Here is a 13,302-nt window from a genome sequence, read left to right as displayed (position 1 = left end):
TTGCCTATTTCAATATCGGAGAGATCTCAGCCGACGAAAGCACGCTCGATCACGAATTCGGCCGGCTTGCTGTTGGCGCCTTCGTTGAGACCAGCCTTCTCCAGCAGCTCCTTGGTATCCTTCAGCATCGCCGAGGAACCGCAGATCATGCCGCGGTCGATCTCTGGATCGAGCGCCGGAATACCGAGATCGGTGAAGAGCTTGCCGTTTTCCATCAGATCGGTGATACGGCCCGTGAAGGGATAGTCTTCGCGGGTGACAGTCGCATAGTGGCGCAGCTTGTCGCCGACGACCTCGCTCAGAAGCTCGTCATTGCGGATTTCCTCCACGAGATCGAAACCATATTTCAGCTCGGCAACATCGCGGGTGGTGTGGGTGAGGATCACTTCCTCGAACTTTTCATAGGTCTCGGGATCGCGGATCAGGCTCGCGAAGGGCGCGATGCCGGTGCCGGTCGAGAACATATAGAGCCGCTTGCCCGGCGTCAGCGCGTCAAGCACCAGCGTGCCCGTCGGCTTCTTGCGCATCAGCACTTCGTCGCCCGGCTTGATGTTCTGCAGATGGGAGGTCAGCGGGCCATCCGGTACCTTGATCGAAAAGAACTCAAGTTCTTCGGCCCAGGCCGGGCTTGCGATCGAATAGGCGCGGTAAAGCGGCTTGCCGTCGACCATCAGGCCGATCATTGCGAACTCGCCCGAGCGGAAACGGAAGCCTTGCGGCCGGGTCATCGTAAAACGAAAGAGCCGGTCGGTATAATGCGTCACGCTCAGCACCTTCTCGGCGAAAACACCGGCGGGTACAGCGGAAACAAATTCTTCGGTCTTGGCGGGGGCGTTCATTCGGTCTCAGATCCCGTATTCGTCGTGTGGGCGTCGGTCTTTGGCAGTCTGTGTCTGGCGAGGCTGATATTACACTATAGTGCGGATTTAAAGGCATTCTATTCCATCCTGCAGCACCAGCATAAAATATGCGTATTATACTCAAGTTTTATGCGGTCCTGCAGGTCATATATAGTCATCGCCAGGAATGCGACAATCCGATGAAAATCCTATGCCGCAATTCCTGGAATAAAGAGCCGAATCAGGCCGTCTTGGCCGCCTGGCGGCGCCAGCTATAGGTCTCGCCGCCTTCGGCAGGCCGGGCCGTCGGCTGATAATAATGCGGAATACCCGGCAGGCGATTTTCCGAAAGTCGCTTCAGCGCCGTTTCATTGGTGACCGCGAAACTGTCGATGCCGACGCGCAGCATCAACGGAACCTGGTCGATCAGCACATCGCCGACCGCGCGCAGTTCGTTGGCATAGCCGAGCCGCTGACGCAGCAGCGAGGCATGGCTGAAGGCGCGACCATCGCTGAAAGCAGGGAAAGCCACGGCAACGATGGCCAGCCGATCGAGATAGGGCTGCAGCTTCGTCACATCATCGGCCGGCTTGATCACCACGCCGAGGCCGATATCATTGCTTTCCTCAGCCTTGGCGATCAGGTCATCTAGGCTCAGCAGCGGCTTCTGCTCTTCGGTCGCCTTCAACTCCTCGGTCTCGATAACCCAGGGATCGTTCTCGACAAAACCGGTCTCGCGCCAAATCTTTGTCATGGTCATCTCCTTACGCAGCTTCGGCCGAAGCCGAGCCGTAGAGCGCATCCTTGAAGGGCTGCGGCCCAACACGCCGATAGGCATCGAGGAAGATTTCGGAGGGATCAAGGCGCAAGCCGAGATAGGTATCGACGATCGTCTCGATCGCGTCGGTCACCTTGTTCGGCTCGAAGCCGCGGCCGATGATTTCACCGATCGAGGTATGTTCGTCGCCGGAACCGCCGAGCGTGATCTGATAGAGTTCCGCACCCTTCTTCTCGACGCCGAGCAAGCCGATATGACCGACATGGTGATGACCGCAGGCGTTGATGCAGCCGGAGATCTTGATCTTCAGCTCACCGATCTCCGCCTGACGCTCGGCCGAGCCGAAGCGCGTGGAGATTTCCTGCGCGAGCGGGATCGAGCGGGCATTGGCGAGCGCGCAATAGTCAAGCCCGGGACAGGCAATGATATCCGTGATCAGACCGGCATTGGCGGTTTCAAGCCCGGCGGAAACGAGGCCGCGATAGACGGCTTCGAGATCGGCGAGCGCCACATGCGGCAGGATCAGGTTCTGTTCATGGCTGACGCGGATTTCGTCGCAGGCATATTCCTCGGCGATATCGGCAACGACATCCATCTGCGCATCCGAGGCATCGCCCGGAATACCGCCGATCGGCTTCAGCGAGATCGTCACCATGCCGTAATCGGGGTTCTTGTGCGGCTGCACGTTCTGCTGCACCCAGCGGGCGAAGTCCGGATCGGTCTTCTTCCAGCGAGCGAGGCTTTCCCAGCCTTCGGCGCGCTGTGGCAGTGCCGGCGGAGCGAAATAGGCCGAGATCGCCTGAACGTCAGCCTCGGGGAGCTTCAGCTCCGTGTCCTTCAGCTTGGCAAACTCGACCTCGACCTGACGGGCAAGCTCTTCGGCACCCGTTTCGTGCACGAGGATCTTGATGCGGGCCTTGTACTTGTTGTCGCGGCGGCCATGCAGATTGTACACGCGCATAACAGCGGTCGTGTAGGACAGCAGGTCCTCTTCCGGCAGGAAGTCGCGGATTAGCTTGGCGACCATCGGCGTACGCCCCTGCCCGCCGCCGACGTAGACGGCAAAGCCGATCTCACCCTTGTCGTTCTTCTTCAGATGCAGGCCGATATCGTGCACCTGGATCGCGGCGCGGTCACGCTCGGCGCCGGTGACGGCGATCTTGAACTTGCGCGGCAGGAAGGAGAATTCCGGATGGACCGAAGACCACTGACGCAGGATTTCAGCATAGGGACGCGGATCGGCGACTTCGTCAGCCGCAGCACCGGCGAAATGATCGGCGGTGACGTTGCGAATGCAATTGCCCGACGTCTGGATCGCATGCATTTCCACAGAGGCCAGTTCAGCGAGCACGTCCGGCATATCCGACAGCTTCGGCCAGTTGAACTGCAGGTTCTGACGGGTGGTGAAATGGCCGTAGCCACGGTCATAGGTGCGCGCGATATGGGCGAGCATACGCATCTGGCGCGAGCTCAGCGTGCCATAGGGAATGGCGATGCGCAGCATGTAGGCATGCAGCTGCAGATAGACGCCGTTCATCAGACGCAGCGGCTTGAACGCATCTTCCGCGAGTTCTCCCGAAAGGCGCCGCTGTACCTGATCGCGGAACTGGGCAACGCGTTCCGCGACAAAGGCGTGGTCAAATTCGTCGTAGCGATACATAAACTTCCTCGGGGCTTCCTCAGACTGCAATAAATTCAGGATCGGCCGCGGCATAGCCCGGCGCGTATTCCATGGTGGGACCTTCAGCGCGGATGCGCTCGCGCAGGCGCAGCGGCCAAAGCTTGCCGCCGGTTTCCTGAACTTCGATCAGATTGACGTCGACAACCTTGTTATCGGCGTAAGCCTGCTTGCCAATCGCCTCAAGCGCAGCCTCGGCCTCGGCGTGACGCGCAACCAGCGACTCCTGCAGGGACGTTACCCACTCGCCATTGGCATTCAGCCAGACGGCGACGCCATCGGTCAGCCTATTAGCGGTCAGAACCTTGTCGACCATGGGATCAGCTCCTTGCAAATTCTTGAGCGGCGGCCTCCTGACGGACCAGCGGCTCGGACTGTTCGAAATTGGCACCAGCGACGGCTTCGCCGATGATGACCATGACCGGACCGCTCAACTCGTCGCGATGTTCCAGATCAGGCAGATCTTTCAATGTGCCGTGCATCAGGCGACGGTCGCGACGGCTGGCATTCTCGATGACGGCAACCGTGGTCTCGGGCGGAAGCCCGGCTTCCATCAGACGGCCGGCGACGGAAGCGGCAACCGTGCGGCCCATATAGACAGCGATGGTTGCACCCGAAATAGCAAGGCTTGCCCAATCCGGCAGAACGTCGCCGGTCAGGTCATGGCCCGTGGTGAAGACCAGCGACGAGGCAACACCGCGCAGTGTCAGCGGCAGTTCGAAATCAGCGGCGGCGGCGAAAGCCGAGGTAATGCCCGGAACGATCTCATAGGTAACGCCGGCGGCGCGCATCGCGGCCATTTCTTCGCCCGCCCGGCCATAGACCAGGGGATCGCCGGATTTCAGCCGCACGACACGCTTGCCGTCGCGGCCAAGCTGCACCAGCAGGTCGTTGATCTCCTCCTGAGATTTTGTATGGCAGCCCTTGCGCTTGCCGACCGAGAGGCGCTCGGCATCGCGGCGCCCCATGTCGACGATCGCCTGCGGCACGAGCGCGTCATACACAATGACGTCCGCTTCCATCATCACCCGCTGGGCACGCAGCGTCAGCAGGTCTTCAGCACCAGGACCGGCACCGACCAGCCAGACATGGCCTTCGACCTTGTGGGCCGAGTGCAGCAGGCTATCGGCGGCATGTTCGGCTTGCGGCAAGTGACCGGCACTGACGGCATCGGCAACAGGGCCTGAAAAGAAACGGCGCCAGAAGACGCGGCGAGCGACGCCGCGCGGCACCAGGCGATCGACAGGCTTGCGATAGCGTGTCGCCAATTCCGCAAGCTTGCCGAGCGAGGGCGACAGCATCTGGTCGATCTGCGCACGGATCATCTGCGCCAGCACAGGACCGGCGCCTTCGGTGCCGATGGCAACGGCGACTGGAGCGCGGTTGACGAGTGCCGGGGTATAGAAATCGCAATAGTCGGGCTGATCGACGGCGTTTGCCGGAATTCTCTCGACACGCGCCGCATCAACGATCGCGCGATCGGCCTCCGCATCGCCAGTGGCGGCAAAAACCAGGGCAGCGCCCTTGACCTGATCCGGAGAGAAAGCGGTACGCACGGTTTCGATGCGATTGGCGATCAGGAAGGCATGATAGTCCGCTTCCGGCGCCGTGGCATAGGCAACGATCTTCGCCTGCGTGTTCATCAGAAGCCGCGCCTTGGCGAAAGCTTCATTACCATTACCGAAGACAGCCGTGATCCTTCCTTCCACGCGAAAGAAAGCTGGAAACACCGAGAGCTGGTCAGTCCTGGGAGGCATTATCGTTCCACTTCGAGATTGCCCGAATATCGCCTTTGCAGCCATAAGATTGAAGAAACAGAAATTCTAATGCCTCGGCAAGTCCGTATTCTTTTGCTCGACATCTCGCCGATTTGAGCAAAACTCACCAGAAGCCCCGACACAAGATAAATACAGGAAATCTATAGACTTTTAAGACTTTTCAGTACCAAAGATAGATTTATTGCCTGTGGCCAACAGTGTCTATACGTCATTTGCGCATTCCGCCACGCTGGCAATGCCGCTAAGCTAAGAGAAAATCCTCGGAGTACGACGCTTGTCCGCAAACACCATTGCCATCCGCCTTCTCGATGTCATGGAACAGGATATCCTGCCACTGACGCAAAAAGGCGTTGCCGCCGGAAACAAGGTATTCGGCGCGGCGATCCTTCGCAAGTCGGACTTGTCGCTGGTGGTCGCTGAAACCAACAACGAGCTGGAAAATCCGCTCTGGCACGGCGAAGTGCATGCGCTGAAGCGTTTTTACGAGCTTGGCGACAGGCCGGCGACCAAGGACCTGATCTTCCTGTCGACCCATGAGCCCTGTACCATGTGCATGTCGGCGATCACCTGGGCCGGCTTCGACAACTTTTATTACTTCTTCAGCCATGAGGATTCCCGCGACGCTTTCGCGATTCCGCATGACTTGCTGATCTTGAAAGAGGTCTTTGGGCTGGAGCCCGGCGGCTATCGCCGGCAGAACGCCTTCTGGAACAGCTTTGCCATTGCCGATCTGGTCGAGACGGAAGAAGATCCGCTGAAGACGGCGCTCAAGGAACAGACGGCACGCATCAAGGCCGCCTATACCGCGCTTTCCGATAGCTACCAGTCGTCCAAGGGCGACAACGACATTCCGCTGAATTGACCAAGGCCGGACCACAGAGATCCCAATGGAAGCATCACGAGACATATCCCGCCTGATCGAGATCATGGCGGCGCTGCGCAATCCTCAGACCGGCTGCCCCTGGGACATCGTCCAGACCTTCGAGACGATCAAGCCCTATACGATCGAGGAAGCCTACGAGGTTTCCGATGCAATCGAGCGCAAGGACATGGACGATCTCTGCGACGAACTCGGCGATCTTCTGCTGCAGGTGGTGTTCCACGCCCGCATGGCAGAGGAAGCCGGCGACTTCTCCTTTGGCAACGTCGTTGAAGCCATCACCCGCAAGATGATCCGGCGGCATCCGCATGTCTTCGCCGTTTCCGGCGCCGACACGCCCGATGCGGTGAAGCTGCAATGGGATCAGATCAAGGCCGAGGAGAAGCGCGAGCGCACAGAGCGCCGGGCGCGGCGAGGCATCTCCGAGGATTTCAAGGCCGGCTTTCTCGGCTCGGTGCAGCGTTCATTCCCGGCTTTGACCGAGGCGCTGAAACTGCAGGAACGCGCCGCCAAGGTCGGCTTCGACTGGTCCGCGCCGGAACCGATCCTCGACAAGATCGAAGAAGAGATCGATGAATTGCGGGTGGCGCTCGCGAGCGGCGACAAGGCCAAGGTCAGCGACGAACTCGGTGACCTGATCTTCGCGGTCGTCAATATCGGCCGGCATGTAAAAACGGACCCTGAGCAGGCGCTGCGCGGCACCAATACGAAATTCCGCCGTCGCTTCAATCACATCGAGACGACGCTTGAGGCGGCAGGCGAAACGCTCGAAGGAGCCTCGCTGGAGCGGATGGAAGACATCTGGCAGGCGGCAAAGGCGATCGAAAGGCAGCTCGCCGAATAGGGCGCGACAACGCGCCTGCCCTATTCCCAATCCTCGCGCTGCGGCTTCGGACCGCGGCCTAGACGCCGCTCCAGTTCCGTCGCTTCCGTCTCGGTCAAACGAACTTCCAGCTTTACGGTGCCGTCCTCGTTATCCTCACGGCTATCGACGATGGCATGATTGTAGACCCAGGACAAAAGCGCCAGCTTGTCTAAGGGCAGCGTGATCGTCGTCTCTGTCAGGACACCGGAAAGCCGGCGACTGATTTCGTCCATCAGGCGATCGACACCCTCGCCGCTCATTGCCGATACGGCGATGACGTTTTCGGCGGTCGATGCCTTCTGGACGATGGCGTCATGGGCCTCCGGCTCCAGACGGTCGATCTTGTTCCAGACTTCGAGGATGCGCTCAGCCCCTTCCGCCTCGCCGATGCCGAGGTCGCCGAGGATCCGCATGACATCGGCGCTCTGCGCCTGATTGTCTTCGTCCGAGAGATCGCGGACATGCAGGATCAGGTCAGCTTCCAGCACCTCTTCCAGCGTGGCGCGGAAGGCGGCGACGAGATGGGTCGGCAGATCGGAAATGAAGCCGACGGTATCGGAGAGAATGACGGTACGACCATGCGGCAGCTTCATGCGCCGCAGTGTCGGGTCGAGCGTTGCGAACAACATGTCCTCGGCAAGGACGCCGGCGCCGGTAATGCGATTGAACAGCGTCGACTTGCCGGCGTTGGTATAGCCCACCAGAGCCACGATCGGATGCGGCACCTTCCTGCGCTTGGCGCGGTGAAGCTGGCGGGTACGCACCACCTGCTCCAGCTCGCGTTCCAGCCGGATGATCCGCTCCTGCAACTGCCGCCGGTCGGCTTCGATCTGGGTTTCGCCGGGGCCGCCCATGAAGCCCGCGCCACCGCGCTGGCGCTCAAGGTGGGTCCAGCTTCGAACCAGCCGGCCCTTCTGATAGTTGAGATGCGCAAGTTCGACCTGCAGCGTGCCCTCCTTGGTGGAGGCGCGGCGACCGAAAATTTCGAGAATGAGGCCTGTGCGGTCGATGACCTTGGCGTTCCAGGCCTTTTCGAGATTGCGCTGCTGAACCGGCGTCAGCGGATGATCGACAATCACCAGACCAGCATTCAATTCATCGAGTAGCGCGAGGATTTCCTCGATCTTGCCGGTGCCGAGCAAGGTCGCCGGGCGCGGATCGTTGATCGGTACGATGGAGCCGTTGACGATATCAAGGTCGATCGCCTGCGCCAGGCCCTTGCCCTCTTCGAGGCGGCTCTCGGGTGTGCGCGACGTTGTCGCCGCACCATCCGCCTGTGCCGAGCGCGAACGCCCCTGCTTCAGCACAGGCACGATGACAACAGCCCGCATATCATCCCTATGCTTTATGGCTTCCGGGATGATGGAATCATTTTTGGTATCGCGTGTCGTGATAACGGCAAATCCTAGTTAGGATGCGACTTCTTCGCTCTCGAACATCTGCATCGGCTGACCCGGCATGATGGTCGAAATCGCGTGCTTGTAAACAAGCTGCGAATGACCATCTCGGCGCAACAGGACGCAGAAATTGTCGAAGGACGTAACAACGCCCGTGAGCTTCACGCCATTGATCAAGAAGATTGTGAGTGAAATCTTTTGCTTGCGAACAGTATTGAGAAACAAGTCCTGCAAGTTCTGAGAACGTTCCGCCATCGCGCCGATTCTTTCTTTTTTGCCGACCTAAGCCGGTGCAATATCAAGATATATTGAGGTCTCGGACAGGAGACACCCTCAATCTCTCCCGCCATCGATTGTTGGTATCAAATCGCAGTCTTTTCCGCAACGTCGAAAAAGGCTTCACGAATTTTCTCGGAAACGCTGCCCGGATGGCCATTCGCAATCGCCTCACCATCGATGGCAATCACAGGAAAACAAATACTTGTGGCCGCCGTGATGAACACTTCGCGGGCCGCCACCATCTCCTCGACGGAGAAGAAACGCTCGACGATGGTAAGCCCGAGCTTGGCCGCGACCTCCATCAAAGTCGTGCGCGTGATGCCCCGCAGAATACCATGCTCGGCCGGGCGCGTGACCAGATTGCCGTCGGGATCGACGATCCAGACATTGGTCGCGGCACCTTCCTTCACCATGCTGTTGTGATCGATATAGATTGCCTCCTGCGCGCCGGCCTCCTTGGCCTGCTGGCGCGCCAGCGCGTTCGGCAAAAGCCCGACCGATTTGATGTCGACCCGGTCCCAACGATTGTCGCGCACGGTGATCGCCTTGATGCCATTGGCATTTTTCTTGGCAATGACGGATGGATCGGTACTTTTGGCTGTGACGACAATCGAGGACGGCGTGCCTTCCGGCGGGAAGACATGGTCGCGCCGGGCAACGCCGCGCGTTACCTGCAGATAGAATAGGCCGTTGCGGACATGATTGCGGCGAAGCGTCTCACGAATCACATGGATCAGCGCCGCACGGCCCATCGGCCAGGCGATCCGCAACTCACCCAGCGAACGGTTGAGGCGGTCGAGGTGCCGTGTCAGGTCTACGATCAACCCATGGCGGACTTCGCAGACCTCATAGACGCCATCGGCAAACTGATAGCCGCGGTCCTCGACGTGAACCATGGCGTCGCTGTGCTTGACGTAACGACCATTCACATAAGCTATTCTCGGCATGACGGACCTTGATCAGAACTTCACGAGACTACGGGCAAATCCGTGCGACAGATTGCTGCAGCCACACGAACGACATCAGACACCGAGCGACTTCAGCTTGCGGTGCAGCGCCGAGCGCTCCATGCCGACAAACTCCGCCGTGCGCGAGATATTGCCGCCGAAGCGATTGATCTGCGCGATCAGATAGTCGCGCTCGAACATTTCGCGGGCTTCGCGCAGCGGCAGCGTCATGATGTGATAGTCGTTTTTGGCGGAGACCTTCGGCAGCATGTCGCCAAGATCGGTCGGCAGCATTTCCGCCGTGATCGGCGTATCCGGGCCATCGGTACGCGCGAGAATCATTAGCCGTTCGATGTTGTTGCGCAGCTGGCGGATATTGCCCGGCCAATCATGCGCCTGCAGCACCGCCATGGCGTCATCGCCGATCCGGCGCGATCGAATGCCGGCCTGCTCCGAAATCTGCCGCATCAGCTGGTCGACGAGGAAAGGAATGTCCTCCCGCCGCTCGGCAAGCGCCGGCACGCGCACGGGCACCACGGCAAGCCGGTGATAGAGATCCTCGCGGAACAGGCTTTCGGCAATCCGGCTCTCGAGATTGTAGGCGGTAGACGAGATAATGCGGACATCGACCTTGACCCGCTTGGAGCCGCCGACGCGCTCGAACTGCTGATCGACCAGCACGCGCAGGATCTTGTTCTGCGTCTCGCGCGGCATTTCGCCGACTTCATCGAGATAGAGGATGCCACGATGCGACTCTTCCAGCGCGCCGATCTTGCGCGGCTGGCCGGGCGAACCCTCGGTGCCGAACAGGGCGACTTCCATCCGCTCGGGCGTGATCGTCGCGGCATTCAGGGCAACGAAAGGCCCATTGGCACGCGCCGACTTCTTATGGATCATACGCGCCACAAGCTCCTTGCCGGAACCGGAAGGGCCGAAGATCATCACGCGGCTATTGGTCGGCGAAACCTTGTCGATGGTCTGGCGGAGCTGCGAGACGGCAACAGAGGTGCCGATCAGCTCGATCGCATCGCCGGTGCGACGCTTCAGCTCCGAAACCTCACGCTTCAGCTTGGAATTTTCCAAGGCGCGCTCGGCAATGAGGATCAGCCGGTCGGCCTTGAACGGCTTCTCGATAAAATCGAAGGCGCCGCGCTTGATAGCGGAGACGGCGGTTTCGACGTTGCCGTGACCGGAGATCATCACGACCGGCAGATCGGGATGGCGCGCCTTGATCTCGTCCAGCAGCGCAAGCCCGTCGAGCTTGCTGCCCTGCATCCAGATGTCGAGGAAGATCAGCCGCGGCGCACGATCGGAGATCGCCGCCAGCGCGCTGTCGCTGTCATGGGCGGTGCGGGTCTCATGCCCTTCATCCGAAAGAATTCCCGAAACGATTTCGCGAATGTCTTCCTCATCGTCCACCACGAGAATATCAGATGCCATAAACGCTTTCCTTGTCACTTGCTGTCTGGGCGACGATGGCTTGCTCACGGCGCGGCAGATGCACGCGGATCATGGCCCCCCTGCCCTGGTCGAAATCGGCGGGAGCATCGTGCAGTTCGAGCTGCCCGCCATGGTCTTCAATGATCTTCTTGACGATCGCGAGCCCAAGGCCCGTGCCCTTCTCGCGCATCGTCATATAGGGTTCGAGAATGCTGTGCCGGTTCTCGACCGGCAGGCCGCGACCATTGTCGACGACATCGACCGTAAAGCGGTCGCGTTCGGTGTCCAGCGACGCGCGCACGAGAATTTTCGGCTCCTCGCGGGTCTCGCCACTCGGCACGCCATCAATCGCCTCGACAGCATTCTTGATAAGATTGCCGAAGGCCTGACCGAGCATACGCGTGTCGAACATGCCCTCCAGCCGCTCGTCGCCAAGCTCGCGCTCGAACTTGACATGGCTGTTGCCCATTTCGCGCAGGAACACCGCGTCGCGCAGGATATCGCGCAGATCACTCGGCTCCATGGTCGGCTTCGGCATCCGGGCAAAAGACGAGAATTCATCGACCATCCGGCCGATGTCGCCGACCTGCCGGATGATCGTGTCGGTGCATTGATCGAAAACGGGGCGGTCGGCCTCGGCGATATTCTTGCCGAAACGACGGCGGATGCGCTCGGCGGAAAGCTGGATCGGCGTCAGCGGGTTCTTGATCTCATGCGCGATACGGCGGGCGACGTCGGCCCAGGCGGTCGAACGCTGGGCGATGACGAGATCGGTGATGTCATCGAGGGTGATGACGTAGGACTCGTTCGTATCGCGCGTTTCTTCGCGCGTCACCTGAACGCTGAGCGTCCGTACCGTGCCGCCGCGCACGAGGCTGATTTGCTTGCGGAAATCATTGCGATGCCGCGAGGTGGCTTCGGTCACCACCTGCTCGACCTCCGGGGCAATCTCGGCGAGGTTCTTGCCGACAAGTTCGTCGCTCTTCAGGGACAGAAGCTCTTCGGCCGACGTATTGGCGATGGTGATCCGCCTGTCGTGTTCGACGCCGATCACAGCGGCCGTCACGCCGGAAAGCACCGCTTCGATGAAGCGGCGGCGGTCATCCACCTCGTCCTTGGCTTCGAGGATCTCGTCGCGCTGGGTGCGGATCTCGGAAATCATCTTGTTGAAAGTGCGCGACAGGCTGCCGACGTCGCCATCGGCGGCGCGCACCGGCACCAGCACGTTCATATTGCCGGAAGCGACGTTGTCGGCGGCGCTGATCAAAAGCCGGATCGGCCGCACGATGCGGTCGGCCACCGCGATCGCGGTCCAGATCGCTGCCAGAAGCACGATCAGGGCAAAACCGATGTAAAGCACTGCAAAGGCGATCTGCAGGGACATGCGTCCCTGTTCCATCGCCTTGTATTCGGCCGTGTTGTCCTCGACCATACGCATGGCGTTCATGACGCGCGGATCGACGGCCCGAACCGTATAGAGGAAAGCGCCGGGGAGATCGTCGAGCTTGATGATCGCGCCGACTAGGTTGGTAACGCCGGGCGGGATAAGCGTCGGCTGGCCATCGGCGGAGGCGTCGAGCGCGTCCTTGGGGATCGCCGGCAACGGACGCTCGGTCTTGATATCGGCCTGGACGATCGCCGTGCCGTCGCGACGCACCAGGAAGGCGCCGAGCAGGCCGCGACCCTTGGCCTGCCTGGTCATGAGATCGGCGAAACCGGTGCGGTCGAGACTGTAGAGCGAGCGGTTGCGTTCCAGATCGTTCGCCATGGATACGGTCTGGCCCTGCAGATAGCTGGCATTCTCCATCAAATAGGCCTGAGCGACGTTCTGCGAGGAGCTGATGATCTGCTGCGTGCGCAATGCGAACCAGCGGTCGAGGCCGACATTCAGCGTCAGGCTGGCGACGATGGCCACGAGGATCGCGGGCGTAATCGCCACGATGGAAAAGAGAACGACAATGCGGATATGCAGGCGCGCGGCGGCGCGGCCACGGCTGCGCGCCTTTACGAGACGCGCGACCTCGCGCCCGATCAGCGCAATCAGCCCCAGAACGAACAGGCCGTTGATCACGACGGAGGTAAAGACGACCGAGGATGTGGGGGCAATGGGCGTCAGCCCCAGAAGCACCAGAAGCGTGGCAATCGCACACGACAACGCGCCACCGGCCAGGATCAGGCCAGGAAGAGCGAAGGACGCACGACGGTCCGTCACCTTGACAACCGCCTCGTCGCTCGCCGCCGACGACACCGCGTCCTGCTTCATTCCCAATATCTCCAGGCACAGGCGACGGTCGGCGCCTTGGCCTAATTGCAATCAGCACTGTTTTGGCGGCAGAGCGCAGCAGGCAAAGGCGGCATTGCCGCCCGGTTTCGCATCAACGCGAAACCCCTGCTTAAAATTATTGATACAACGGCCTGAAA

General features: G+C 60.3%; 12 protein-coding genes. 2 read left to right on the top strand and 10 right to left on the bottom strand.

Annotated elements, in window-relative coordinates:
- Positions 1 to 26 precede the first annotated feature (26 nt).
- The 5 genes from PMI03_RS12240 to cysG form a co-directional block, all read right to left on the bottom strand.
- Entirely contained in the window at positions 27 to 839 is an 813-nt protein-coding gene (locus PMI03_RS12240) for a ferredoxin--NADP reductase (protein WP_007693490.1), read from the bottom strand.
- Positions 840 to 1,080: 241 nt separating this feature from the next.
- Positions 1,081 to 1,593, bottom strand: coding sequence for a DUF934 domain-containing protein (locus PMI03_RS12235; protein WP_007693489.1), 513 nt, complete (start codon positions 1,591 to 1,593; stop codon positions 1,081 to 1,083).
- Between the two features lie 10 nt (positions 1,594 to 1,603).
- On the bottom strand, positions 1,604 to 3,277 hold the full coding sequence (locus PMI03_RS12230) for a nitrite/sulfite reductase (protein WP_007693488.1): 1,674 nt from the start codon (positions 3,275 to 3,277) through the stop codon (positions 1,604 to 1,606).
- Between the two features lie 19 nt (positions 3,278 to 3,296).
- Positions 3,297 to 3,611, bottom strand: a complete 315-nt coding sequence (locus PMI03_RS12225) for a DUF2849 domain-containing protein (protein WP_007693487.1) — start codon at positions 3,609 to 3,611, stop codon at positions 3,297 to 3,299.
- Between the two features lie 4 nt (positions 3,612 to 3,615).
- Entirely contained in the window at positions 3,616 to 5,052 is a 1,437-nt protein-coding gene (cysG, locus tag PMI03_RS12220) for a siroheme synthase CysG (RefSeq protein ID WP_007693486.1), read from the bottom strand.
- Positions 5,053 to 5,347: 295 nt separating this feature from the next.
- Here cysG and PMI03_RS12215 point away from each other — a divergent pair, with 295 nt between their 5' ends.
- Positions 5,348 to 5,935, top strand: a complete 588-nt coding sequence (locus tag PMI03_RS12215; protein WP_007693485.1) for a nucleoside deaminase — start codon at positions 5,348 to 5,350, stop codon at positions 5,933 to 5,935.
- 25 nt (positions 5,936 to 5,960) lie between these two features.
- The gene (gene mazG / locus PMI03_RS12210) at positions 5,961 to 6,797 is read left to right on the top strand and encodes a nucleoside triphosphate pyrophosphohydrolase (RefSeq protein ID WP_007693484.1); all 837 of its coding nucleotides are present in this window, start codon (positions 5,961 to 5,963) and stop codon (positions 6,795 to 6,797) included.
- Positions 6,798 to 6,817: 20 nt separating this feature from the next.
- Here the strand turns inward: mazG and hflX are convergent, their stop codons facing one another.
- From hflX to PMI03_RS12185, 5 genes are all read right to left on the bottom strand, one after another.
- Positions 6,818 to 8,149: a GTPase HflX gene (gene hflX / locus PMI03_RS12205; RefSeq protein ID WP_007693483.1), complete on the bottom strand. Its 1,332-nt coding sequence runs from the start codon at positions 8,147 to 8,149 to the stop codon at positions 6,818 to 6,820.
- 78 nt (positions 8,150 to 8,227) lie between these two features.
- The gene (gene hfq, locus PMI03_RS12200) at positions 8,228 to 8,470 is read right to left on the bottom strand and encodes an RNA chaperone Hfq (protein WP_007693481.1); all 243 of its coding nucleotides are present in this window, start codon (positions 8,468 to 8,470) and stop codon (positions 8,228 to 8,230) included.
- A 107-nt stretch (positions 8,471 to 8,577) separates the two neighbouring features.
- Positions 8,578 to 9,441, bottom strand: coding sequence for a D-amino-acid transaminase (locus PMI03_RS12195; protein WP_007693480.1), 864 nt, complete (start codon positions 9,439 to 9,441; stop codon positions 8,578 to 8,580).
- A 75-nt stretch (positions 9,442 to 9,516) separates the two neighbouring features.
- Positions 9,517 to 10,881 (bottom strand): sigma-54 dependent transcriptional regulator, encoded by a 1,365-nt coding sequence (locus tag PMI03_RS12190; protein ID WP_007693479.1) that lies wholly within the window; start codon positions 10,879 to 10,881, stop codon positions 9,517 to 9,519.
- Positions 10,871 to 13,144: a PAS domain-containing sensor histidine kinase gene (locus PMI03_RS12185; RefSeq protein ID WP_007693478.1), complete on the bottom strand. Its 2,274-nt coding sequence runs from the start codon at positions 13,142 to 13,144 to the stop codon at positions 10,871 to 10,873. The genes PMI03_RS12190 and PMI03_RS12185 overlap by 11 nt, the downstream gene beginning before the upstream one ends.
- Positions 13,145 to 13,302: the final 158 nt, after the last annotated feature.

Source organism: Rhizobium sp. AP16, assembly GCF_000281735.1.
In the GTDB taxonomy this organism is placed as follows: domain Bacteria; phylum Pseudomonadota; class Alphaproteobacteria; order Rhizobiales; family Rhizobiaceae; genus Rhizobium; species Rhizobium rhizogenes.
The sequence above is the reverse complement of the archived record's forward strand: the minus strand, read 5'-3'. Positions and strand labels throughout refer to the sequence as shown.

Bases quoted from the DNA above. Each gene is read 5' to 3' on its own strand.
- PMI03_RS12240 (WP_007693490.1), bottom strand. From the start codon at position 839: ATGAACGCCCCCGCCAAGACCGAAGAATTTGTTTCCGCTGTACCCGCC.
- PMI03_RS12235 (WP_007693489.1), bottom strand. From the start codon at position 1,593: ATGACAAAGATTTGGCGCGAGACCGGTTTTGTCGAGAACGATCCCTGG.
- PMI03_RS12230 (WP_007693488.1), bottom strand. From the start codon at position 3,277: ATGTATCGCTACGACGAATTTGACCACGCCTTTGTCGCGGAACGCGTT.
- PMI03_RS12225 (WP_007693487.1), bottom strand. From the start codon at position 3,611: ATGGTCGACAAGGTTCTGACCGCTAATAGGCTGACCGATGGCGTCGCC.
- cysG (WP_007693486.1), bottom strand. From the start codon at position 5,052: ATGCCTCCCAGGACTGACCAGCTCTCGGTGTTTCCAGCTTTCTTTCGC.
- mazG (WP_007693484.1), top strand. From the start codon at position 5,961: ATGGAAGCATCACGAGACATATCCCGCCTGATCGAGATCATGGCGGCG.
- hflX (WP_007693483.1), bottom strand. From the start codon at position 8,149: ATGCGGGCTGTTGTCATCGTGCCTGTGCTGAAGCAGGGGCGTTCGCGC.
- hfq (WP_007693481.1), bottom strand. From the start codon at position 8,470: ATGGCGGAACGTTCTCAGAACTTGCAGGACTTGTTTCTCAATACTGTT.
- PMI03_RS12195 (WP_007693480.1), bottom strand. From the start codon at position 9,441: ATGCCGAGAATAGCTTATGTGAATGGTCGTTACGTCAAGCACAGCGAC.
- PMI03_RS12190 (WP_007693479.1), bottom strand. From the start codon at position 10,881: ATGGCATCTGATATTCTCGTGGTGGACGATGAGGAAGACATTCGCGAA.
- PMI03_RS12185 (WP_007693478.1), bottom strand. From the start codon at position 13,144: ATGAAGCAGGACGCGGTGTCGTCGGCGGCGAGCGACGAGGCGGTTGTC.